The sequence below is a fragment of the Polaribacter sp. Asnod1-A03 genome (genome assembly GCF_045063585.1).
GTDB lineage: Bacteria > Bacteroidota > Bacteroidia > Flavobacteriales > Flavobacteriaceae > Polaribacter.
Genome location: NZ_JBEFOE010000009.1, coordinates 644,461 through 667,777, shown reverse-complemented (window position 1 = coordinate 667,777; position 23,317 = coordinate 644,461). Strand labels below are relative to the sequence as shown.

Annotated in this window: 20 protein-coding genes; 11 read left to right on the top strand and 9 right to left on the bottom strand. The window is 28.4% G+C overall.

Annotation, left to right across the window (positions count from 1 at the left end; genetic code table 11):
* Position 1: 1 nt before the first annotated feature.
* The 3 genes from ACJJVY_RS03385 to ACJJVY_RS03375 are packed head-to-tail and all read left to right on the top strand — an operon-like array spanning position 2 to position 3,610.
* On the top strand, positions 2-1,234 hold the full coding sequence (locus tag ACJJVY_RS03385) for an ABC transporter permease (protein WP_405605144.1): 1,233 nt from the start codon (positions 2-4) through the stop codon (positions 1,232-1,234).
* A 2-nt stretch (positions 1,235-1,236) separates the two neighbouring features.
* Positions 1,237-2,481 (top strand): ABC transporter permease, encoded by a 1,245-nt coding sequence (locus ACJJVY_RS03380; RefSeq protein ID WP_405605142.1) that lies wholly within the window; start codon positions 1,237-1,239, stop codon positions 2,479-2,481.
* Positions 2,482-2,500: 19 nt separating this feature from the next.
* On the top strand, positions 2,501-3,610 hold the full coding sequence (locus tag ACJJVY_RS03375; protein ID WP_405605140.1) for an efflux RND transporter periplasmic adaptor subunit: 1,110 nt from the start codon (positions 2,501-2,503) through the stop codon (positions 3,608-3,610).
* Positions 3,611-3,662: 52 nt separating this feature from the next.
* Here the strand turns inward: ACJJVY_RS03375 and ACJJVY_RS03370 are convergent, their stop codons facing one another.
* Positions 3,663-4,478 carry a DUF1853 family protein gene (locus ACJJVY_RS03370; RefSeq protein ID WP_405605138.1) on the bottom strand — a complete coding sequence of 272 codons (816 nt, stop codon included), beginning with the start codon at positions 4,476-4,478 and terminating at the stop codon, positions 3,663-3,665.
* A gap of 66 nt (positions 4,479-4,544) precedes the next feature.
* Between ACJJVY_RS03370 and ACJJVY_RS03365 the strand changes: the two genes are divergently transcribed.
* Positions 4,545-5,219 carry a DUF2461 domain-containing protein gene (locus tag ACJJVY_RS03365; RefSeq protein WP_405605136.1) on the top strand — a complete coding sequence of 225 codons (675 nt, stop codon included), beginning with the start codon at positions 4,545-4,547 and terminating at the stop codon, positions 5,217-5,219.
* 11 nt (positions 5,220-5,230) lie between these two features.
* Here ACJJVY_RS03365 and ACJJVY_RS03360 read toward each other — a convergent pair whose 3' ends face one another.
* Positions 5,231-6,568: an MATE family efflux transporter gene (locus ACJJVY_RS03360; RefSeq protein ID WP_405605134.1), complete on the bottom strand. Its 1,338-nt coding sequence runs from the start codon at positions 6,566-6,568 to the stop codon at positions 5,231-5,233.
* Positions 6,569-6,672: 104 nt separating this feature from the next.
* Between ACJJVY_RS03360 and ACJJVY_RS03355 the strand changes: the two genes are divergently transcribed.
* Genes ACJJVY_RS03355 through ACJJVY_RS03345 form a run of 3 tightly spaced genes read left to right on the top strand, consistent with a single transcriptional unit; the run spans position 6,673 to position 8,869 of the window.
* Positions 6,673-7,068 (top strand): acyl-CoA thioesterase, encoded by a 396-nt coding sequence (locus ACJJVY_RS03355; protein ID WP_405605131.1) that lies wholly within the window; start codon positions 6,673-6,675, stop codon positions 7,066-7,068.
* Between the two features lie 30 nt (positions 7,069-7,098).
* Positions 7,099-8,220, top strand: coding sequence for a DEAD/DEAH box helicase (locus tag ACJJVY_RS03350; protein ID WP_405605128.1), 1,122 nt, complete (start codon positions 7,099-7,101; stop codon positions 8,218-8,220).
* 28 nt (positions 8,221-8,248) lie between these two features.
* On the top strand, positions 8,249-8,869 hold the full coding sequence (locus ACJJVY_RS03345) for a trimeric intracellular cation channel family protein (protein ID WP_405605125.1): 621 nt from the start codon (positions 8,249-8,251) through the stop codon (positions 8,867-8,869).
* A 55-nt stretch (positions 8,870-8,924) separates the two neighbouring features.
* Here the strand turns inward: ACJJVY_RS03345 and ACJJVY_RS03340 are convergent, their stop codons facing one another.
* Complete coding sequence (locus ACJJVY_RS03340; RefSeq protein WP_405605122.1) at positions 8,925-12,179, bottom strand: S41 family peptidase; 3,255 nt, start codon at positions 12,177-12,179, stop codon at positions 8,925-8,927.
* Between the two features lie 153 nt (positions 12,180-12,332).
* Positions 12,333-12,767: a hypothetical protein gene (locus ACJJVY_RS03335; RefSeq protein ID WP_405605120.1), complete on the bottom strand. Its 435-nt coding sequence runs from the start codon at positions 12,765-12,767 to the stop codon at positions 12,333-12,335.
* A 115-nt stretch (positions 12,768-12,882) separates the two neighbouring features.
* Between ACJJVY_RS03335 and ACJJVY_RS03330 the strand changes: the two genes are divergently transcribed.
* Positions 12,883-13,326: a hypothetical protein gene (locus tag ACJJVY_RS03330; protein ID WP_405605118.1), complete on the top strand. Its 444-nt coding sequence runs from the start codon at positions 12,883-12,885 to the stop codon at positions 13,324-13,326.
* 6 nt (positions 13,327-13,332) lie between these two features.
* The gene (locus ACJJVY_RS03325) at positions 13,333-13,533 is read left to right on the top strand and encodes a helix-turn-helix transcriptional regulator (RefSeq protein ID WP_405605116.1); all 201 of its coding nucleotides are present in this window, start codon (positions 13,333-13,335) and stop codon (positions 13,531-13,533) included.
* A gap of 2 nt (positions 13,534-13,535) precedes the next feature.
* Here ACJJVY_RS03325 and ACJJVY_RS03320 read toward each other — a convergent pair whose 3' ends face one another.
* From ACJJVY_RS03320 to ACJJVY_RS03300, 5 genes are all read right to left on the bottom strand, one after another.
* On the bottom strand, positions 13,536-14,936 hold the full coding sequence (locus ACJJVY_RS03320) for a TolC family protein (RefSeq protein ID WP_405605114.1): 1,401 nt from the start codon (positions 14,934-14,936) through the stop codon (positions 13,536-13,538).
* Positions 14,937-14,965: 29 nt separating this feature from the next.
* Positions 14,966-16,327: an HlyD family secretion protein gene (locus tag ACJJVY_RS03315; RefSeq protein ID WP_405605112.1), complete on the bottom strand. Its 1,362-nt coding sequence runs from the start codon at positions 16,325-16,327 to the stop codon at positions 14,966-14,968.
* A 7-nt stretch (positions 16,328-16,334) separates the two neighbouring features.
* Entirely contained in the window at positions 16,335-18,005 is a 1,671-nt protein-coding gene (locus ACJJVY_RS03310) for a peptidase domain-containing ABC transporter (RefSeq protein ID WP_405605110.1), read from the bottom strand.
* A gap of 3 nt (positions 18,006-18,008) precedes the next feature.
* Positions 18,009-18,680, bottom strand: a complete 672-nt coding sequence (locus ACJJVY_RS03305) for a TetR/AcrR family transcriptional regulator (protein ID WP_405605108.1) — start codon at positions 18,678-18,680, stop codon at positions 18,009-18,011.
* Positions 18,681-18,832: 152 nt separating this feature from the next.
* Complete coding sequence (locus tag ACJJVY_RS03300) at positions 18,833-19,855, bottom strand: hypothetical protein (RefSeq protein WP_405605106.1); 1,023 nt, start codon at positions 19,853-19,855, stop codon at positions 18,833-18,835.
* A 259-nt stretch (positions 19,856-20,114) separates the two neighbouring features.
* On the opposite strand from ACJJVY_RS03300, the gene ACJJVY_RS03295 reads away from it, so the two are divergent.
* Complete coding sequence (locus ACJJVY_RS03295; protein WP_405605104.1) at positions 20,115-20,567, top strand: cold-shock protein; 453 nt, start codon at positions 20,115-20,117, stop codon at positions 20,565-20,567.
* 139 nt (positions 20,568-20,706) lie between these two features.
* A complete protein-coding gene (locus tag ACJJVY_RS03290; protein ID WP_405605102.1) occupies positions 20,707-23,226 on the top strand; it encodes an outer membrane beta-barrel protein in 2,520 nt (839 codons plus the stop codon).
* Positions 23,227-23,317 lie beyond the last annotated feature (91 nt).

Here is a 23,317-nt window from a genome sequence, read left to right as displayed (position 1 = left end):
TATGTTTGATTTAGATCGTTGGAGAGAAATTTTTCAAAGTATAAATAAAAACAGATTACGTTCTGTAATGTCTGGTTTTACAGTTGCATTTGCAATTTTACTTTTTACCTTATTATTTGGTGTTGTTAGTGGTTTAAGTAATTCTTTTAAAGGAGCTTTTGCAGACGATGCACAAAACTCAATGTTTGTTCGTGTGTGGAAGACTTCTAAACCATTTAAAGGATTACAAACTGGTAGAACTGTACAGCTTAAAAATAAAGATTATGATTATGTAATAGATGAATATGATAATAAAATACAGTATAAATCATCTAGAATTTATAAAAATTTTACTATAAAATATAAAAATGAAGCAAATTCTTACAGTGTAATGGCTGTAAATCCTGATCATCAATTTTTAGAAAAAACAATGATTGATGAAGGAAGATTTATTAATGAAAGAGATATCAAAGAAAAAACAAAATCCATAGTTATTGGTAGGTTATTAAAAAAAGATTTATTTGGTGCTAGACCTGCTCTAGGTAGAAGAGTTAATGTAAACGGAAGCTCCTTTTTAGTGATTGGTGTTTTTTCTGATGATGGTGGAGATAATGAAGAAAGAAAAGCATTTATGCCATTATCTACTGCACAAATTATGTATGGAAATAATGATTACATAAGCCAAATTGCACTAGGTTATAACCCTGACTTAAGTTTAGATGAAGCAGTTGCCTTTGGTAACAAAATGGAAAGAGATTTACGTAGTAAAATGAATATTCATCCAGATGATCAAAGTGCACTTTCTGTTAGAAATATGGCAGAAGCAAATAAAAATATTGGTCAGTTTATGGGAGTTTTGTACGCAATTGTTATTTTCATTGGTTCAGGTACTTTAGTTGCTGGTATTATAGGTATTTCTAATATTATGATTTTTGTTATTAAAGAAAGAACAAAAGAGTTTGGTATTAGAAAAGCCTTAGGAGCAAAACCATCATCTATAGTTGCTATGGTAGTACAAGAATCTGTTTTAATAACAACCATTGCAGGTTATATAGGTCTTTCTCTTGGTACTTATATTTTAAGTTTAATAGGAGATAGTTTAGAGGAAGATTATTTTATAAAAGACCCAAGTGTAAGTACAGGAATTGTATTAGGGGCAACGCTTGTATTAATAAGTGCAGGATTAATTGCAGGTTATGTACCAGCTAAAAGAGCTGCAAATATTAAACCCATAGAAGCATTAAGAGCAGATTAATTATGAAATTTTTATTCGATTCAGATAGTTGGCAAGAAATTTACGGAAGTATTCGTAAAAATAAATTAAGAACTGGTATTACAATTATAGGAGTTCTTTGGGGAATTTTCTTGTTAGTTGTTTTATTAGGAGCTGCAAGAGGAATGGAAAATGGTTTTAATAAATTGTTTGGAAACTTTGCAACTAATAGTGTTTTTGTTTGGACACAATCTACAGATACTCCTTTTAAAGGTTTTCAAAAAGGGAGACAGTTTAGTTTAACAATGAATGATATTGAGGTACTAAAATCTGAATATTCTAAAGAAATTAAATTATTAGCACCAAGAAATCAAACTAGTAATTTAATTATTAAAGATTTTCAATCTGGTACTTTTCAAGTAAGTGGAGATTATCCTATTTTAGATCAAATTCAGAAAAAGAAATTGTTATACGGTCGTTTTTTAAATGAAAATGATATTCTATCAACGGCTAAAGTTGCTGTAATATCAGAAGATATGTACAAACAATTATTTGATATTAATGAATATCCTATAGGTCAATATATAAAGATAAATAGCATCGGTTATCAGGTTATTGGAGTTTATGAACCATCAACTACTGCAAATTTTGACGGAGATTGTGCTTATATTCCTTTCTCTACTTTTAGAAAAGTCTATAATACAGCCAATAAAGTAGATTGGATGATGATTACTGCTAATGAAGGTACAGATATTGAGCAAATGGAAAAAGATATTTTGCTTACTTTAAAAGGACTTCATAAAGTACATCCAGATGATGAGAGAGCTTTTGGTAGTGTTAATTTAGGTAAAGAAATAGGTAAAGTAACAGGCTTTTTAACAGGTATGCAATTTTTAACTTGGTTTGTAGGTATTGCTACATTAATTGCAGGGGTTTTTGCCATTGGTAATATTTTATTAATTACAGTTAAAGAGCGTACAAAAGAAATAGGTATTCGTAGAGCTTTAGGTGCAACACCTAAAAGTATAAGACAACAAATTATATTAGAATCTGTTTTTTTAACAACAATAGCAGGTATGTTAGGTATTGTTTTTGGAGGGCTAATTTTGTTTTTGATCGATAGTGCATTTGGTCAAGGAGAAGATGCCACATTAATAAATCCAACCGTAAACATACCTATTATTTTAATAGCATTTGCCACTTTAATTGTGTTAGGAACTTTAATCGGTTTAATTCCTGCACACATGGCAACAGTAATAAAACCAATAGAAGCATTAAGAGAAGAATAAAATAATCAACAAATCAATCATGAGTAAAAGAGCAAAGATCATTTTAATTGTAATAGGAGTATTATTTGTAGCCGCACTTATTTGGTTCGGTAAAAAGAATAAGACAAGTATTTTAGAATTCGAAACAGAAAAACCTTTTAAATCGACAATTGTTAAGAAAACAGTTGCAACGGGTATTGTTACTCCTTTAGAAGAAATTGAAATTAAACCACAAATAGGTGGTATAATAGATAAGATTTTATTGTTAGAAGGCGCAGAAGTTAAAAAAGGAGATTTAATTGCAACAGTAAGAGTTGTGCCAGATGAGCAAACTTTAATAAGTGCAAAAGGAAGTATAGATAATATTAGAATTGGATTAAGTAATGCAGAAATTTCTTATAAGAGAAATAAAAATTTATTCGAAAAAGGAGTTATTTCTAGATCAGATTTTGAAGCTATAGAATTAACTTATAATCAAGCAAAACAAGACCTTAAGAATGCTCAAAACAATTATCAAATTATTAAAAAAGGATCTTCTAGTTCTAGTACTTCTGCAAATACAAATGTAATTGCTCAAATGTCTGGTACTATTTTAGAGATCCCTATTAAAGAAGGAGACCAAGTAATACCTTCTAATAACTTTAATGAAGGTACTACAATAGCTTCTATTGCAGATATGGATAAAATGATTTTTGAAGGTAAAGTAGATGAATCTGAAGTAGGTAAATTAGTAAATGGTACAGATATAGAAGTTTCTATAGGAGCTATTGAAAACAAAAAATTTCCGGCAAAATTAAATTTTATTGCACCTAAAGGAACAGAAGAAAATGGAGCTGTACAATTTACAATTAAAGCAGATCTTTCTTTAGATGATGAGTTTTTTATAAGAGCAGGTTACAGTGCAAATGCAGATATTGTTTTAGAGAAAAAAGACAGTGTTTTATCTATAAAAGAAGCTTTATTAAAATTTGATAAAGATTCTGAAGAGCCTTATGTAGAAGTTAAAACAGGTGAAGGTACTTTTGAAAAGAGAACCTTAAAATTAGGAACTTCTGATGGAGTAAATGTAGAAGTTTTAGAAGGGGTTACTGCAGAAGACGAAATAAAAATTTGGAATAAAGCAGCTAAAGACGAAGTAAAAGTTAATTAATTTTAAATTAATAAGATTATTTTAGAAGGAACTCATTTTTGAGTTCCTTTTTTTATGGCCACCAAACAAAAAAGAATTTTTTAATCTCTCCGTTATTTAATTTTAGCCAACAAAGTGGAGAAAACTTTCTTTCTAAATATTGATTTGTTGCTTTTTTAAAGTCATCAAAACTTAACCAATTTACATTTTTATGAGGTTTTATTATCCAATCTTTTTTTACAGGAATAAAAAACTTATCATTTTTAAATAAATCTAATTCTTTTTGGTTGATGTAAAACCCAGTAATTGCATCAGAATTTAAAGTTTTTAAGTCCGTGTTTATCTTGGATAAAGGCATGAATAATTGCCCTTTAAAATAAACTTGTTGTTTTATTTTTTCTACTTTTAAATTGATGGTTTCTAAATAATTTATGCATTCTGTAGAGTAGAGAAGAGGTAACTGTTTTTCTTTTAATTTGTCTAACTTTTCTATTAGAGAATCTTTTCTATTCGGACCAATAAAATGTTCAATTTCAGAAGTTCCAACAGTATTATCATACAAGTAAAATTTATAAATAACTTCTAAGTGAATTGGTTGTTTATCTTGTAAAAGAATACAATCTAACTCACCTAACGTAATTTTTTCTTTCTGAATTTGAATGTTTTCAGAAATAATAGAAAGATTGATTTCTTGTTCTAATTGATAAGAAACAAAACGCTCTATATATTTTCCTAAACGTAGTTTCTCATCAATATCTATATCAATTTTTGTCGATTTAGTTACAATTTCAAATTGACTTAAATTATAAACAGCATCATTTTTCCACAAACAATTTGTTTGTAAAAAACCTTCGTATCGTTTTTGAGTGTCTTTGTTTTTTTGATGCATTGTAAATTCGAAGTTACAAATCTATTTTGTAACTTGAACTTTTAAAATTTATCAAATTTAATCAAAATGCAATTCGAAAAATCGAGCCTACAATATTTAAAAGATTTAAAGAAAAACAACAATAGAGATTGGTTTGCAGACACCAAATCTAATTTTATAAAAGCGCAAGATAATGCCAAAGAATTGTATGCTATTATTAGAGAAAGTTTAGAAAAGCACGATGAAATTGATAAATTTAAATTGTTTAGAATTTACAGAGATGTTCGTTTCTCTAAAGATAAAACACCATATAAAGCACATTTTGCAGGCTCTTTTTCTAGATTAGGAAAAGAGTTAAGAGGTGGTTATTATTTAAGAATAAGACCAGGTGGAGAATCTTTTTTAGCAGGCGGATTTTGGGAACCAAACAAAGAAGATTTATTTAGACTTAGAAAAGAAATAGAACAAGATGCAACAGAGTTTAGAGAAATTTTAGAAGACGAAAATTATGTAAAATATTTTGGAGAAAAATTTGAAGGAGAAGAGTTAAAATCCGCTCCAAGAGGTTTTGATAAAACACATAAAGACATCGATTTAATACGAAAAAAAGCATTTATTGCAGTTAGAAACTTTACAGATGCAGAAGTTTTATCACCTAACTTTTTAGAAGAAGTAGATAAAAGTTATAGAGCTTTACGTCCGTTTTTTAATTTATTTAGTGATGTTTTAACGACTAATTTAAACGGAGAAAGTATAATTTAAAACAAAAAATATTATTTTAAATTCTTATCAACTTCACGTTTTAAAACAATAATGGTAATTAGTGTAGAAAAAATATCTGCAATAGGAAAAGACCACCAAACACCTTCAACTCCGTAATATTTTGGTAAAATATAAGCCAAAGGAATTAAAAATATTCCTTGTTTTAAAAGCGTTAAAAATAAAGCGGGTAAAGATTTACCAGCTGCTTGAAAGTAAGCAGAACCAACTAATTGCATAGTAACAATTGGTGTTGCTAAAAATACAATAAGCATTGCATTTGGTGTGTTTTCTAAAAGAGTAACATCATCCGTAAAAATTCGTATAATTTCTACTTTAAACATTAAAATTCCGATAAATATAATAGTACCTAATAATGTGCCAAACAAAACAGATTTTTTAATAGTTTCTTTTACTCTATCATTTTTTTTGGCACCAATATTAAATCCTGCTACAGGTAAAAATCCCTGAGAAACTCCCATTACAGGCGAATAAGCAAACATCATTACTCTATTTATAACACCATAAACAGATATAGAGATTTCTCCACCATATTTAAAAAGAGAGTAATTTAAAACAATCATAAGTACACTAATAGCACCTTGTCTTACTATAGAAACTCCACCTAATTCTACAATTTCTCTAACAATTTTAGGATTTAGTTTAAAGTTTTTAGGTATAATTTTTAGTTCACTTTTAGAAGATAAAAAGAAATATAAAATATACAATCCGCAACTCATATAAGAAAAAGAGGTTGCTAAACCAGCTCCCCAAATTCCCCAATTAAAAAATTTAATAAAAACAACGTCTAAAACAACATTTAAAACAGCAGGAACCATCATTGCATACATGGCAAATTTGGGTTTTCCTTCTGCTCTAATTACAGGGTTTCCCATCATAGCAAAAGCTAAAAACGGAACTCCATAAATAATCACTTTAAAATATTCGGATGCTATTGGTAAAATAGCTCCTTTTGCACCAAATAAATTTAAAATTGGTACGCTAAAAAAATTACCAATAATTACAAAAGTTATGGCTAAAATTACGGTTAAAAAAACTTGATTACCAAAAGTTAAAAAAGCTTTACTAGAATTACCAGCACCTAAAGCTCTAGAAATTATAGAGCTACCACCAATACCAATTCCCATTCCTATAGAAGAAATTAAAAAAGCAATTGGTAAAACTACTGTAATTGCAGCAATTGCTAAAACACCAATCCATTGACCTACAAAAATAGTATCAACAATCATGTTTAAAGACATTACAAGAATACCAATTGTGGCAGGCCCTGCTTGTTTAATTATTAATTTACTAATTTTTTCGGTTCCTAATTCGTTAGCTGATTCTGTCATAAGATTCGGCAAATATCAGCATTAAAACCAAGTTGAATGTAAATATTTTGTGATTAATTGTTATAGATATCTTAAAATTTTTATGTTTGCCAAAAAGCATCCTATTGAATAATATTTTTAAACTAACAATTACAGTTTCATCAGAAGATATAGACAATTTAGACCATGTAAATAATTTGGTTTATGTAAAATGGATGGATGATATTGCTACCGAACATTGGTCTTTTTTAACTAAAGAAAACCCTTTGCCAGAATATGTTTGGGTGGTTATGAGGCATGAAATTGATTATTTAAAACAGGCAGGTTTAGGTGATGAAATTACCGTAAAAACTTGGGTAGGAGAGACGAAAGGGATTACTTCTGTGCGTTTTATGGAATTTTATAAAAAAGATATTTTATTAGTAAAAGCCAAAACTACTTGGGCAATGCTAAATTCTAAAACTTTTAAGCCTGCTAGAATTAGAGAAAATGTTTTAAAAGTACTACAACCACCTAAATAAAAGTATCTTTGCAAAAAATTAAAATACACAATGTCAACTTTTTCTAACTTAGGAATTCAAAAAGATTATATAAAAGCAATTAAAGAATTAGGGATTTCTAATCCTTCTGAAATTCAAGAAAAAGCAATACCAGTTTTATTAAAAGGAGAAACCGATTTTATTGGTTTAGCACAAACTGGTACTGGTAAAACAGCAGCTTTTGGTTTGCCTATTTTACATAAAATAGATGCAAGTTCAGATAATATACAAGCATTAATTTTATCGCCAACAAGAGAATTGGTACAACAGATTAAAAAGCAATTATTTAAGTTTACGAAATATAGTGAAGATAGAATTTTTGTAGAAGCTGTTTTTGGTGGAGAAAAAATTGATAGACAAATAGGTAATTTAAAAAGAACTACACATGTAGTGGTTGCAACTCCGGGTAGATTAATCGATTTAATAGAAAGAGGAGATATTGATATTAGTCATGTTAAAACGGTTGTTTTAGATGAAGCTGATGAAATGTTGAGTATGGGTTTTAAACAAGATTTAAATAGAATCTTAAAGTTTACAACTAAAAACGATAGAAAAACATGGTTGTTTTCTGCAACAATGCCAGAAGAAATTAAGAAGATTGTAAAAACATATATGGATGCAAATGCTCCTAGAGTTGAAGTCAATCCAGATTCTTTGGTTAACGAAAATATTAGACATCATTTTGTAAGAACTACAATTAAAGAAAAAACAGGTGCAATTATTTCTTTTTTAGAAAAAAGAGGAACACAACGTGGAATCATTTTTTGTAGAACAAAAGCAGGAGCTCAAAATTTAGCAGATCAATTAATAGAAGAAGGTTTTTCTACTGCTGCTTTAGAAGGAGATATGCAACAAAAAGAACGTGATAAAGTAATGCGTGCTTTTAAAAATGAAAGTTTACAGTATTTAATTTCTACAGATGTTTCTGCTCGTGGAATAGATGTTAGAGATTTAGAATTTGTTATTCATCATCAATTACCAGAACAATTAGATTATTACACACACAGAAGTGGTAGAACAGCAAGAGCTGGTAAAACGGGTATTTCTATAGCTTTTATTTTACCTTATGAAATCGAAAGAGTTCATGAAATTCAGAAAGATTTAAAAATTAAATTTACAGAAGTTACTGTATAAAATCCATTTATTTACTAAATAAATATAAATGACACTTATTTATATTTTAGATATTTTAGGAACCTTTGCCTTTGCAATTAGTGGTGCTTTAGTAGCTTCGGATAAAAAATTTGATTTATTTGGAGTGATAATCATTGCATTTGTAACTGCTGTTGGTGGCGGAATGTTACGTGATGTTTTAATGAACGCACATCCAATAAATTGGATTGGAGACCTTAATTATTTATATACAATTCTAATTGCAGTAATTTTAACTTTTTTATTTAAAAGTAAGATTGCTCCATTAAGTAAAACCATGTTTTTATTTGATACGATTGGTATTAGTGTTTTTACTTTATTAGGGTTAAAAAAAGGATTATCGTTTGATTTACATCCGGTAATTGCTTTAATTATGGGGATGATTTCTGCCGTTTTTGGAGGTGTTTTACGTGATGTTTTAACCAATAAAGTGCCACTTATTTTTGAAAAAGAAGTTTATGCTTCAGCTTGTTTATTGGGCGGAATGTGTTATTTATTACTTCATTTTTTTGATATTCCAGAAAATATAATATTTGTAATTTCTGCATCCATAATTGTAATGATTAGAGTAATTGCAGTGAGATTTCATTTAGAATTACCCAAAATAAAAGACGATATTTTTGGAAAATAAACATAAAAAAAGCGAAACATTTGTTTCGCCTTTTTTTATCAAAATTATAAACTTTTTAATTTACATCTTTTAACAATTCTTGTATAGATCTTATTAATTGTTGATCTTTTCCGTTGTCAATTAAACCTGGCATATTTTTTACTCTAATAGTTGGTTCTGTTTGATTATTTTCCATCCATTCTCCAGCTTTGTTTTTAGCACTAATTGGTACAACTCCCCATCTAGCTCCGTTAGATAATCCTTCCCAACCAGCATAACTACAAGTTCCAGGAACTGGCATTCCTACTGTTTTTCCTATTTTTAAATCTGTATAACCAGAAGCATAACAATGTCCGTCAGAATACATACTTTCATTAAAAATAGATAAAGTTGGTTTTGTCCAACGAGATGTTGGTTCTCCACCAACAACTTTAGCTTCTGTAGCATAAGTTATAAAAGGTTCTCCAGTAAAAAACATGGCTAAATCTGCTACTAAATCTCCACCACCATTAAAACGAGTATCTACAATAACACCTTTTTTATCAGAATATTTACCCATCATATCTTGGTAAATACTTCTATAAGGACCGTCACTCATTCCTGGAATGTGCACATAACCTAAAGTTCCGTTACTTTCTTTTTCTACTTCTTTTTCGTTTATTTTTACCCATCTGTCATATAACAATCTATTTTCTGAGCCTAACGAAATTGGTTTTACGGTTATCGTTTGATTTTTTTTAGTTTTAGGATCTAAAATATCTAACAGCATAAATTTACCCGATTTTCTGTTTAAATATTTAGCAACATCTTGGTTTTTATCTATTGTAACTCCGTCTATTTTTTCAATAATCATACCTGGTTTTACATCAAACTTTGCTTTGTCTAAAGGTCCATCAGAAATGATTTCTTCTATTAAAATCCCGTCTTCAGTATGATTATAATCCATAAAAATACCTAAAGAAGCGGTTTCATCTGCATTTGAAATAGCAGAACCTCTGTAACTTGCGCCAGAATGAGAAACATTAAGTTCTCCTAACATTTCAGAAAGCATTTCAGAAAACTCAAAAGCATTACCAATATAAGGTAAGAATTTTTGATATTCTGTTTTCATTAAATCCCAATCGATGCCATGAAAATCTGGGTGATAAAAAATGGCATTTGTACGAATCCAAACATGGTTAAATAAAGCTTCTCTTTCTGCGTATTCATCAAGCTGAATTTCACCTTTAATTTGTACCGCTTTTTGTTTCGTTGTTTCCGGATTTAATTGTGTAATTTTCCCGCTACTTAAAAGGTAAAGGTTTTTCATTTCTTGATCCCATTCTAAACTTCCAGATCTTGTGTTTAATTTCATTAACATTTTGGTTTCTCTGGTACGTAAATTTGTTGTCCAAAGATTAGAACGACCTTCAAAACTAGATAAATAATACAATTTATCTCCTTTTTTAGAAAGAACAGCATCACCCAAACTAGAAGAATGTATGGTTAATCTTTTGGTTCTCTCTTTCATTTTATCCCAATCAAACGTAAGTGCTTTTATTTCTTTTTTGTCTTTGGTATCTTTTTTATCTTTTGATGATTTAGATTTTTTCTTATCCTCTTTTTTAGCTTCATTTTTTTCTTTTAGCTTTTTTTCTTCTTCTTTAATAGCTTCTACTAATTTATAATCTTCATCACTTAAATTAGCTTCATCCCAAGCATCTTGTGTAAAATACATGCTATATACATCACTTTGAGATCGACCACTTGTTGCGTAAGATTTTAATCCGTTTTGGTTACTAAACCACAACATTTGTTTTCCTTTATTTACCCATTTAGGAGAATAATCTGCATAACCACTTTCATTTAAATTGATTCTTTTAGAACCATCTGCAGCCATTAATAATACTTCGCTATTGCTTAATGTTTTACCCCAATCTACCAAAATCCATTTACTATCTGGGCTCCAAGTAAAATATTGATCTCCATCTCGCATATGAAATAAATCTTTTGAAGTTAATAATGTTACTTCTTTTTTAGAAGTAATATCTATTATTTTTAAAGTTCTTCTATCTTCTATAAAAGCTATTTTTTTTCCATCAGGAGAATATTGAGCTAAATAATTATCGCTTGTATTTTCTATTAAATAAGTTTCTTTTAATAAAGTTGCTGCGTAAAAGAATGGTTCTTCTTTTCTTGTTTTTTCAGTTTTGTAAACATTCCATTTTCCATTTCTTTCACTACTATAAATTACAGATTTCCCTTCTGGTCCCCAAGAAACAAAACGTTCGTTTTCTGGTGTATTGGTTAATCTTTTTGTAAATAATTTGTCTATTGAAGTCACAAAAACTTCGCCTCTGGCTACAAAAGCAATTTCTTTTCCGTTTGGCGAGACAGCCATTTCATTAATACCTCCATTTATAGAAATAAATTTATCTGTGTTTTCTTTGTCTTGTGTAATAATATTGACATTAACTTTTTTAGGAGATTCTCCTTCTTTCATTGTGTATAAATCGCCATCATATCCAAAAGAAATAATACCATTTCCCATACTTAAAAAACGAATAGGATGTAATTTAAAAGAAGTTAGTTGTTCGCTTTTAGAAGGATTATCTAACTGTAGTTTATGAATATTGAAAGTACCACTTCTTTCGCTTAAAAATAAAAGACTTTTTTCATCGTCACTAAAAAGAGGTTGTCTGTCTTCTGCGATATTAGTGGTAATCATTTTATGTTTTTGGGTTTTGGTATTGTACAACCAAATATCTCTTGCAATAGAAGAAGTATGGTGTTTTCTCCATTCATTTTCTCCTCCTTTTTTATCTTGATAAACCATTATTTCTCCATTTTTAGAATACTGAACATATTCTGCGGGAATGGTTAAAACTTGATTTACTTTTCCTGTTTTTACAGGAACACTATATAATTCTGATTGTGATCTATGAGGATATTGTCTATGATTTGCTGCATCTTGTCTTAATGCACCAAAAACAACATCAGTATCGTTATTAGAAAAAGTATATGGAAATTCGTCATTAGAATGAAAAGTTAAACGTGTTGCAGAACCTCCATTAGCATTCATTACAAAAATATCAAAATTACCATATCTATTTGATGCAAATGCAATTTTGGAGCCATCTTTACTCCAGACAGCTTTGTAATCATGCGCGCTATGATACGTCAGTTGTTCGGCATTTCCTCCGTTAGAATTTACTTTGTATAAATCACCTTTATACGTAAACGCAATTTGTGTACCGTCTGGAGATATTGCTGAATGTCTCATCCATTTTGGTGCGTTTTGACCAATTAAGGATAAAGAAATAAATGTAAAAAGTAGTGTTAGTTGTTTCATTGATGATTTTTTTTCTAAAAGTAGTAAATTGCTAAATCTTGTTGATTTTATAAAGTGTTAAAAAAAACTATCACTTTAATATTTATTTAATAGATTGTTATTTAGTTTTTTATTTTACATGAAAAAAGCTGCGAATAAGCAGCTTGTTGTTTTCTAAGTTAGAATTCCATCATCAACACATTTTTTAGTGTACCAAACTAAAAATATTCCAAAGATTAATATAAGAATTGGCATTATCATTCCGCCAGGTCCATAAACTTCTATTGCTTTTGTTAAAAAAAAGTTGTAAAACATTTGCACTACAATACCTATCAAAGATATTATAAACACAATTTTTGAAAATGCTTTTTTCATTAGTAAGAGAACACTTGCTAATAATCCTCCCCAAACAGCAATTCCAAATGCAGCTGTAACCCAAAGAGGAATATTTTCATATAATGCTTGTTGGTCTTCTGGTAATGCAGCTTTCATTTTATCAGTCATAAAAGCTTGACCTAAATAGGCGATAACACCTAATATATTCCAAATTAATGCAATAATACCAATCACCCAAAATGAAGTTGCTGGTTTGTTTAAATTTTCTTTCATGGTTAGTATTTTATGGTTATTGTTAAATGTACAAAAAAACCTTGTATAAAATCATAATGTAAAGTATATTTGTCATTATAATAAATAAACTTGTCTAATTGTAAAATAAATAATTATGTTAAAACAAACTATTTGTGAAAGAGAAAGAAGTAATTTAGAAAAAATGAATAAGTTTCAGTTAGGAAATCAATTTAAAAAGATTGGTTTTATAATAGCAATAGGAACTTTTATTTTAATGATAATAAGAAAATATATAGAAGATTCTGAATGGATAAGACCCATTTTACATGGAATTTTACTAATTGGTTTATTGGTGATTTCTTTATCTAAAGAAAAACTAGAAGATGAATTTATAGATAGTTTGCGTTCTCAATCTTACAGGTTAGCTTTTTTAGTTGCTATTGTATATTCTTTAGCACAACCTTTGGTTAATTACGGAGTAGGAGTATTATTAAATCAAAATGAAGAGTTTGAATCTTTTGGTTACTTTCAGGTTTTGTTCTTTATGTTAGTAGTACAATTACTATTTTTTTGGCAATTAAAAAGAATGAATAAGTAAGTAGTTATGAAAAATACACTAAAAGTACAACGTGCAATTTTAGATTTAACACAAGAGGATTTAGCCAAATCGATTGGTGTTTCTAGGCAAACGATTAATTCCATAGAAAAAAGCAGGTATGTTCCTTCTACAGTTTTAGCACTAAAATTGTCTAAAGTATTCGGTATTTCTGTAAATGAATTCTTTACTCTAGAAGAAACAGATTAAGTTTAATTTAAAATGGTAATTACAGCAGTTTTAAATAAACTTGCTTTTGCTTTAAAGAAAGAATTTTCTAAATCTATTGCTTTCAACTTGGTTTCTATTAACTTAGATTCTCTATAATTTACTAGAAATAAAGAACTTTCTCCTAAGAAAAATTTACGTTCTTCACCTTTTAAAAGAGTATCATAATCTCTTACAATATTAGTAATGTAATTGTTTTGTTTTTGATAAGAAGAAAGCTCTTGTTGCAAACCAATTACTTTATTTTTGATGGTAACTTTTGCCGCTTCATTACTAAATTTAGCATCTTGTAATTTAGCCTTAGCTAATTTAAAGTCTCCTCTTTCTTTTCTTAAAAATAATGGTAATTTAAAAGAAACAGAAGCTTTATAATTATCATAAGTAAAGGAATCGTATTCTTTTGGTTTTTCTGTTAAAAAATTATATTGAACATCTAATTTAGGTAATAAGTTGTTTAATTTTAGATTTTTATCAACTTTTAAACTTTGTATTTTATATTCTAAAGATTTTATTTTTGGATGATTATTAATGTCAAAATCAGCATTATTAAATAAAGCAATATTAAAAGTATTATCTACATTTTCTAATACATTTACATCTGGAATGATGTGGTCTTGTAATTCTACCGGAGTATTATCATTTAACCATAAAAAAGTAGAGATTTCTAAACTAGATTTCACCAATTTTATGCGGGCTTTTTCTAGGTTTAGCTTTCTGTTATTTAATGTAATTCCTGCTTCTAAGGTATCAATAGCAGGTTTATCACCTTCTAAAAAAGCACTTCTTGTACCATTAAAACGGATTTCTGCATTTTCTAAAAAATCTTGATACACTTTCTTTTCGTTATATGTTTTTAACCAATTAAAATAAGACAAAGCAGCATTGTATAAAATTTCGTTTACCAAAATTTGTTGATCTTCTTTAGCTTGATTTATAAATAGTTTTGCCTGCTTTAAAGAAGCCATTCTTTTATTAATTAAAAGACCATTTAATAAAGAAGCAGAAACACCGGCAGCATACAAACCATCTGTTGGTACTGTTTTTTCTGGGTTTAAATAATAGCCATCATTGTTTTCAAAATTAGCTTTAAATTCTAAACCGTAATAGGTCGGAATTTTAAACGCTGCATTTAATTTATTGTAATATTCGGTATCTTTAAATTGCTTTTTATCAAAATCTACTTCAATCTTAGGATCAAAAGCGCCTCTTGCTTTTAATAGTTTTGCTTCGCTATTATTAATTACTAAGTTAGCTTGTTTAACAATAGGATGATAGGTTTTTACGTATCCTAAATATTCAGATAATGTCATTACTGATTCTACTTTTTCTTGTGCAGAAAGCGTTGCAAAAATCAATAAAAACAGAATTAAAATATGTTTTTTCATACTGTAATAATTTAAAAACTAATTACTTTTTATTTCTTTTTGTCGTCAGATTTACTTGCTTTTGAATCTGTTGGCTGATAATAATTAGGAGGGAAGCTGTTTAATTGTCTCCATAATTCAAACCAAATTGGTACGTCTTCTAAAAGAGCAATTGTTTTTGCTCCAGAACCTACTCTAATTGCTTCTGGCCAAGTTTCTGCAGTTTCATCTGGCGCTAATAAAACTCTATAATTTCCATTAGTGCTAATAAAATTTTCTATGGCAACCACTTTTGCCCCATACGTACCATAAGAAACATTTGGCCAACCAGAAAACACAATTGCAGGCCAACCATCAAATTGTACACGAACTTTTTCATTTAAATGTAAAAGCGGTAAATCTATAGGTCTTACAAAAGTCTCTACAGCTAAATCGTATTTAGAAGGCATAATACCAACTAAATCTTCACCCTCTTTAAACGTAACTCCAATTCCACCTTTTATAGCTTTATTAATATATCCGTTTTGTGGAGCAGTAACATATAAAAGACTGCTTCTAACTTTATAATTGCTGTTGCTGTTTTCTAATTTAGAAACTTGTGCTTTTGCATCAAAACCGCTAGATTCTGCAGTAAACATATCACTTTCTGCTTTAGAAATTTTATCTGTATAACTTGTTTTTACTCTAGAAATTTCTACTTTGGCATTAATAACTTCATTTTTAGATGCTAATAATTTGTTTTCTTTAGATACTAATTTTGCCTGTGTTTCTTGCAGTTTTAAACGTTTTTCTTCTACATCTTTTACGGCTTTTAAACCTTCTTTTTGTAACGTTTCTGTTCTTGTAAACTGTCTTTCTGCAATTTTTATATTGGTTTTAGCAGCTTCAAAATCTATACTATCACTTTTTACCTTTAACTTAGCTTGTAGTAATTTATTTTGAGTTTGTTCTAATTTTAAAATACGTTCTTGTTTTAGTGCAGAAATTTGTCTGTTTAAAGCATCTACTTTAAATTGATATGAGTTTACAGAAGAAGATTTTGCTTCTATTTGCTGGTTGGTTCTTTCTATCAATTGGTTATCAAAATACTCACTTTTAACTTCAGAAATTCTTAGTATTGTATCTCCTTTCTTTACATAATCTCCTTCTTTAATAAACCATTCTTCTATTCTACCAGGTATTTGAGACTGAATAGTTTGTGGTCTTTGTTCTAATGTTAAAGTAGTAACTACACCATTACCAGAGATATTTTGTGTCCAAGGTAAAAAGAGAATAATTAAAATTAAAACAGAAAAAATGATTAAAAACTTATTAAAAGCTTTGTAATATTCTTTTGTAAAAATTTTTTTACCAGATTTAAATTTTTTTAAATCTACTTTACCATTTAATGAATTATTAGAAATGTTTAACATCTTTTAATTAATTTATAGATTTAATTTGTCCTTTTTCTAGCGTTATAATTTGGCTACATTCTGTTCTCCAACTTTTTTTGCTACTAACAACAATTAAAGCCCATGGTCTTGCAGCATCTGTTAAATAACTAATAATTCTTACTGTTTCATCTAAATTAAATTGATCTAACGGATCTTCTAAAATCATAATCTTAGGTTGTTTAATAATAGCTCTTGCTAGAATTAATTTTTTAGAAATTGTGTAAGAAACTTGTTTCCCTTCAGGATATAATATAGTATCTAAACCACTTGGTTGTTCTTTTAAAAATTGCGTTAAACCTACAATATTTAAAGCATCATAAATACGATCATCATCAACTTCTTTATTACCAAAAATTAAATTGTCTTTAATACTTCCTTCAAAAGGAGTTTCATCAGAAAAAGACAAACCTAATTGAGATCTATAATGATTTAAATGCAAACTTTCTAAAGATAAATTATTGATGTAAATATGACCACCAATTGGCTCTATTACTCCAGAAATTAAACGAATTAAACTAGATTTACCAGCGCCACTTTCTCCCATTACTAAAATTCTACTTTTAGAATTTAAGCTTAAAGAAACGTTTTTAATAATGTGTTTTTCTCTATTTTCTACACCATAAGAAACATCATCTAATTCTACATTAATATCGTCTTTAAATAAAAGTCTATTTCCTTCTTGAGATTCTAAATCTTTATCTACAACTTGTCCAATTTTTTCTATTGATGTAAGTACATCATAAAAAGACTCTAAACCAATAATTAGTTTTTCTACAGAAGAAATTACTAAAAGAATAATAATTTCTGCAGCAACAAATTGTCCAATATTCATTTCTTGGCTTAATACTAAAGCGCCTCCAATAAATAATAAACTAGCGGTTACAATAACTTTAAAGCCAATCATTTGCATAAATTGTAAAACCAATACTCTAAAATGGCTTTCTCTAGCTTTTAAATATTTTTCTACTAAAGCATCATTTTTTTGAAGTGCTAAATTTGTATTACCAGATAATTTAAAACTTACAACTGTTCTTGCAACTTCTTGTATCCAATGGGCAACTTTGTATTTAATTTTAGATTCTTCTAAACTTGTTTGTAAACCTCTTTTAGCGGTATATTTAAATACGATAAATATTAATAACAATAAAAGAATACCAAAAAGAATAAAAAATGAATGGTAAAAAGAAAGTAAGATTAAAGCAAAAATGATCTGTAATAATGCAGTTGGTATATCAATTAAAATTTTAGACAATCCTTTTTGGATAGTTAATGTATCAAAAAAACGATTTGCCAATTCTGGTGGATAAGAATTTCGTAATTCAGACATTTTTATCTTAGGGAATCTGTAACTTAATTCAAATGAAGCTCTTGTAAAAATTCTTTGTTGGATGGTTTCTATAATTCTTAATTGCATTAATTGTAATGCTCCAGAAAAGATAACACCAGCGGTTACTACACTTACTAAAATAACCCAAGAGGTAGATATTTGTGCACCTTGAATTAAGTTGATAATTGCCTGAATACCTAAAGGTAACGATAGAGCAACAAGACCATCAAAAATAGCATAGTAAAAGATTTGAAAAATATCTCTTTTCTCTAATTTTAATAATCCTATAAAACGTTGCCAAGGAGTTAGTTGAGTATTTTTTGTATCCATATTTTATTTTAAAGTAGATTTAACTATGTGAATAAAAAATTTAGTGGTTGTTTTACCTTTTTGACAATTTGTAATTGATGGAAAATATTCTTTTAAAAAATGTTGATGTAAGCCGCCTTCTAAAACTGTATTTGCTAAACTTAAACTATATTTAAAATCTGGCTTTACAGCAAGAATCATTTGTTGTAACCTTGTAACTAATCGTTTAAAAACTTCAAAATAAACCTCTTTCTTTTCTTGATCTAATTCTTTTGTAAAGAAAGATTTATAATTTTCACTGACTATAATTTTATACAATAAGTTTTCGTTAATATGAGAAAAATTATTATCAACTTTTACAGTTCTAGTAACTACTGTTACTGCCTTTTCTAATTTTTCTAAATTATCTGAAATGCTAAAAGTTTCTAACACCAATTGATATTCTAACCAAGCCCAATACCAAGAAGTTAGATATAAAAGTAGTTTGTGTTTACTCTCGAAATATCTATAAATAGAACTTTCATTAGAGCCTATTTTATTACCTAGTTTTTTGAAGTTAAAACTCTCAAAACCAATTTCATGTATCATTAAAATGCTATTCTGAACAATCTTTTTTCCTAGTTCTGATGTTTCCGGATCTTTAATCCAAATACTATCAGGAACAGAAATTTTTAAAACTGATAATAATCCTTGCATATGAGAAATATTTAAACGCAAATGTAATAGTATTACTATTAAAAATAAATACAAGATCTCTATTTAATGAATAATTAACATTTTGTTAAAAAAAGAAGCCTTTCGAGTACTCGAAAGGCCAATATCAACATTAAAAAATATTTAATAATATTTTATTCTTTATGTAAAAACACAGCAGAAGCAGAGGCTAAAGAAGCATTGTAACTTGGTGTTAGGTTTCCACCAGAACTAATGTTGTTAAAAGCTAAAATTCTTCCACCACCATTACCAGCTTCTGCAATAAATACAGTTTCGGTTTCATTATCATAAGCTACATCTACAGGGTTACCTAATAAAGTGTTAGAACCAGAAACTCTTGTTTGTTCACTTACTGCCAATGTTGCTCCGTTAGAAGTACTATTAAATTTAGATGTAAAATTATTAATTATATGAAAACCACCATCATCTTGTCCATTTGTAGCATTACCAATATCAGTTAAAATCATTGTATCTGTCATAGAATCATATGTTAAACCATGAGTTCTTATAATACCTTCTATAACAATTTTTTTAGAAGTAGTAATTGTTGCAGTACTTGTGTTGCTTAAAAAATCTGTATAAACAGCTAATTCATTTGTAGTGTCTGCGATTGCATATAAATCATTTCCTTTAAAAATAATACCCCAAAGTTTAATATCTGTAGTAATTACATTTCTTAAAGTAAAAGTATCATCAATTTTAGAATAAATAAAAAGACGACCATCATTAGTTGATGTATTTCCATCCGCATCCGCATTATCTGCTACCACATAAAAGTTTCCACTTACAGCTAATTCTCTTGGGCTTGTCATATCTAAAGAACCAGTTATGCCAACATTAACGTTTAAAGAATTGTTAGTAATGTCTACATCTGTATAACCTTCTAAACCAAATGTACTTCTAGATGCTTGTACAACTAAATCTTCTGATCCATCATAATAAATTCCGTCTGCTTGTAAAGTTGTTGTTGTTAAAGTAGAAGTAGTAATACTGTTCATGTCTGATACATTATACATGTTTATATTACCATTAGAGTTGTTAGAGGTAAATAAAACTTTTGTATCTGTTTCTAATATAGCATCATTTTCAGAATCATTACAAGAAGTAAAAGTAATTGCAGTTGCACAAAAAAGTGCCATAATTTTAATAGTTTTCATAATTTAATATTTTAGTTTTCGGGAATACTTACGAGTTATTCGATATTATGGTTTTTAATAAAATTTAATTTTAACATTTTTTAACATTTAACTTTTTTAAATAAAATTTAATTTAATAATTCGCTAATAAATAGTATATTTGCAGCATAAGAAAGAATACACTTCGCTCATTACACAAGTTAACTATAAGTTTGATTTTAATATTCGGTTAGGTATTTTATCTTTTCAGAAATAATAATTTAAATCTTTTTATATATTAATGGCAAAATCGCAACAAACATTTAGTAAAAGTGAAAAAGAAAAAAAACGTTTAAAAAAACGTCAAGACAAGCAAAAGAAAATGGATGCTAGAAAAGCTGCTAAAGAAGAAAATGGTTCAGCAGGAATTCAGTTTGCATATGTAGATCATAATGGTAATTTAACAGACACTCCACCAGATCCAGAGTTAAAAGTAGAGTATGAGTTAGAAGATATTCAAATTTCTGTAACTAAAAAAGAAGATTTACCAGAGGAAGATCCTGTAAGAAAAGGAAAAGTTTCTTTCTTTGATACCTCTAAAGGATTTGGTTTTATTATAGATACAGAAAATAATGAAAAGTATTTTACACACGTAAGTGGTTTAATAGATCAAATTGCAGAAAACGATAAAGTTTCTTTTGAGTTAGAAAAAGGAATGCGTGGCATGAATGCTGTAAAAGTTAAGAAAATTTAATTTTTTCATATAAAATTAAATGAATAGCCTTTTTTTATTAAAAGGCTATTTTTTTTTGCCTTATTTTTAGATTTTTTAAAGAACTATTGAAAACTGATTAAAGTATTTCGATTTATAAGAAGCCTATAATTTAAAATTTATGACTAATTTTCTAAAAAAAGTACTTTTAACTATTAGTATTTTTTCATCAAGTATTATTTTCTCTCAAATAGCAGGTAAAGTTGTAGAGATAGATAATAGTAATCCACTAGAATACGCATCAGTTGTGTTGTATAATTCTGCTACAAAAAGCCTTGTAAATGGTGTGGTTACCAATGCTGATGGAATTTTTTCTATAGAGAATATCAAACCAGGAAATTATTATATAGAAGCTTCTTTTATCGGTTATCAATTACAAACCATATCAAATATTATCATCAATAAAAAAGGAGAAAAGAAAGATTTAGGATTGATTAAATTAGCTTTAGGTGCTAACAATCAGTTGAATGAAGTGGTTGTAAAATCAGAAAAAAAGACAGTTTTACATAAAATTGATCGTCAAGTTTTCGATACCAAAAAGTTTCAGAATACAGTTGGTGGTAATGCTGTAGATGTTGTTAAAAATTTGCCATCTGTAACTATAGATGGTTTAGGAGAAATTAGTGTAAGAGGTAGTAAAGGGTTTACAGTTTTAATAAATGGCAAGCCAACTCAAGGAGATGCAAGTGCAATTTTAGCACAATTACCAGCAAATGCTTTAGAAACTGTAGAGTTAATTACGGCTCCGTCTGCAAAATACGATCCTGAAGGTAAAGGAGGTATTTTAAATATCATCACTAAAAAAGGGGCAATTAACGGAACTTTTGCACAAGTAAATGTAAAAGGTGGTTTTCCTTCTATAGAAGATTACGATACAAAAGTTGCTGCAAAAAGATATGGAATTGATGTTACTGTAAACAACAGAACAGATCATTTTAATGTTTCTGTTGGTGCAAGTTACCAAAGAAATGATAAAGCTGGTAGAAGAGAAGGAGATATGTTCATTGTAAATGCTGCAGAAAATAAAACTACATTTTTGCCTTCTGATGGCGAGCGTAGTTTTGATGAAGTTACATACAATGGACGTTTTAATGTTGATTATACTCCAAACGAATCTGATGCTTTATCTTTAGGTTTTTTTGCAGGAAAACGTACAAAAGAACGTTTGGCAGATATTGTATATTATGATAATCATTCCATTTCACCAATTGGTGGATCTATAAGAGATTATACTTTTGCGTATTACAATCACAACTTAAGAATTAGAAAAGGAGATTTTGCTTTAGGTAGTTTTGATTATACTCATAAATTTGATAATCAATCTAAAATTTCTACTTCAATTTTATATGAATATACTTTTTTAGGAGGCCCAACAGAGAATGATAATTTAGGCCATCCAGATAATGACATCGTTTATCAAAGAGAATACAATACCAATGATAATCCTTTGTATGGAACTCGTTTTAATTTAGATTATAAATGGAAACCTTTTTCTTTCGGAACTTTAGAAACGGGCTACCAATACAGAAATTTAGATCATACAGGTAAATTTGTGTACGAAAGAGATGGTGTTTTAGTACCAGAATTTTCTAGTGATGTAAGCTTAAAAAGAAGTATTCATTCTGGTTATGCACAAGTTTCTGCATCTAAAAACAAATGGGATTATGCTGCTGGTGTTCGTGTAGAATCTATGGACAGAGAATATAAAGAAGCGTTACAAAGCGAAACCACAGAAAATGTTTATAATTACGATTTTGTAAAACTTTTTCCTTCTGCATCTTTACAATATAAAATTGATGAAAAGACAAATATTAAAACGGCTTACAGCAAAAGAGTAGAAAGAACCACTACTTTTAAAATGAATAGTTTTGCGGAACGTGAACATTCTGAAGTTTTTGAACAAGGTGATAATACTTTATTACCAGAGTTTATAGATTTGGTTGAATTAGGTGTCACTAAAAAATTAAAAGGCGGTAATTCTGTGTATGCAACTGCTTATTTTAGACATGTAGATAATGTTATAAATCGTGTAAATACTTTGGCTTACGAGGAAAATGGACAAGTTATAGATAGCATTATCAACCGAGTTTATTCTAATGTTGGTAAAAGCAATTCGTTAGGTTTAGAAGTTGGCGCAACTTTTAAACCAACTGACAATTGGACCAACTTTATAGGCGTAAATGTGTATAATTATGATATTGATGGCGTTTTAAATTTTAGACACAGAGATGGTATAGAAAGAAATTATGATATCGATTCTAAATCAACAATTTATTCTATCAATTTAAACTCAACCTATAATTTTTGGGAAAATGCTGCATTACAATTTACCTTTAATTATTTATCTGATAGAAATACTGCAATGGGTGAAGACTCTCGTTTTTACTCACCAAACTTAACGTTTCGAAAAAAGTTTATGGACGATCGATTAACAGCAACTTTACAATGGCAAAATATAGATATGGGCTTGTTAAACACAAACGAACAACGTATTACAACCTCTAGAGCTAATCAATTTTACACAACCACAAATTATGTTTATGAAGTAGATATGGTTACACTAAATCTGTCTTATACATTTAATGCAGCTAAAAATAAATCGAAATTTATTGATAGTGAGTTTGGTAAGCGTGAGTTTTAGAAATTTCTTGATTAAATTAGAAAGACCTTTCAAATGTATAATTGAAAGGTCTTTTTATATATTCTAAATTTAAAATTTTATCATCAAAAGT

What these genes read in the sequence shown, in the direction of transcription:
- ACJJVY_RS03315 (WP_405605112.1), bottom strand. Translation starts at nt 16,327, where the DNA reads ATGTTAAACATTTCTAATAATTCATTAAATGGTAAAGTAGATTTAAAA.
- ACJJVY_RS03345 (WP_405605125.1), top strand. Translation starts at nt 8,249, where the DNA reads ATGACACTTATTTATATTTTAGATATTTTAGGAACCTTTGCCTTTGCA.
- ACJJVY_RS03290 (WP_405605102.1), top strand. Translation starts at nt 20,707, where the DNA reads ATGACTAATTTTCTAAAAAAAGTACTTTTAACTATTAGTATTTTTTCA.
- ACJJVY_RS03360 (WP_405605134.1), bottom strand. Translation starts at nt 6,568, where the DNA reads ATGACAGAATCAGCTAACGAATTAGGAACCGAAAAAATTAGTAAATTA.
- ACJJVY_RS03365 (WP_405605136.1), top strand. Translation starts at nt 4,545, where the DNA reads ATGCAATTCGAAAAATCGAGCCTACAATATTTAAAAGATTTAAAGAAA.
- ACJJVY_RS03340 (WP_405605122.1), bottom strand. Translation starts at nt 12,179, where the DNA reads ATGAAACAACTAACACTACTTTTTACATTTATTTCTTTATCCTTAATT.
- ACJJVY_RS03320 (WP_405605114.1), bottom strand. Translation starts at nt 14,936, where the DNA reads ATGAAAAAACATATTTTAATTCTGTTTTTATTGATTTTTGCAACGCTT.
- ACJJVY_RS03335 (WP_405605120.1), bottom strand. Translation starts at nt 12,767, where the DNA reads ATGAAAGAAAATTTAAACAAACCAGCAACTTCATTTTGGGTGATTGGT.
- ACJJVY_RS03380 (WP_405605142.1), top strand. Translation starts at nt 1,237, where the DNA reads ATGAAATTTTTATTCGATTCAGATAGTTGGCAAGAAATTTACGGAAGT.
- ACJJVY_RS03375 (WP_405605140.1), top strand. Translation starts at nt 2,501, where the DNA reads ATGAGTAAAAGAGCAAAGATCATTTTAATTGTAATAGGAGTATTATTT.
- ACJJVY_RS03305 (WP_405605108.1), bottom strand. Translation starts at nt 18,680, where the DNA reads ATGCAAGGATTATTATCAGTTTTAAAAATTTCTGTTCCTGATAGTATT.
- ACJJVY_RS03310 (WP_405605110.1), bottom strand. Translation starts at nt 18,005, where the DNA reads ATGGATACAAAAAATACTCAACTAACTCCTTGGCAACGTTTTATAGGA.
- ACJJVY_RS03330 (WP_405605118.1), top strand. Translation starts at nt 12,883, where the DNA reads ATGTTAAAACAAACTATTTGTGAAAGAGAAAGAAGTAATTTAGAAAAA.
- ACJJVY_RS03325 (WP_405605116.1), top strand. Translation starts at nt 13,333, where the DNA reads ATGAAAAATACACTAAAAGTACAACGTGCAATTTTAGATTTAACACAA.
- ACJJVY_RS03295 (WP_405605104.1), top strand. Translation starts at nt 20,115, where the DNA reads ATGGCAAAATCGCAACAAACATTTAGTAAAAGTGAAAAAGAAAAAAAA.
- ACJJVY_RS03350 (WP_405605128.1), top strand. Translation starts at nt 7,099, where the DNA reads ATGTCAACTTTTTCTAACTTAGGAATTCAAAAAGATTATATAAAAGCA.
- ACJJVY_RS03370 (WP_405605138.1), bottom strand. Translation starts at nt 4,478, where the DNA reads ATGCATCAAAAAAACAAAGACACTCAAAAACGATACGAAGGTTTTTTA.
- ACJJVY_RS03385 (WP_405605144.1), top strand. Translation starts at nt 2, where the DNA reads ATGTTTGATTTAGATCGTTGGAGAGAAATTTTTCAAAGTATAAATAAA.
- ACJJVY_RS03300 (WP_405605106.1), bottom strand. Translation starts at nt 19,855, where the DNA reads ATGAAAACTATTAAAATTATGGCACTTTTTTGTGCAACTGCAATTACT.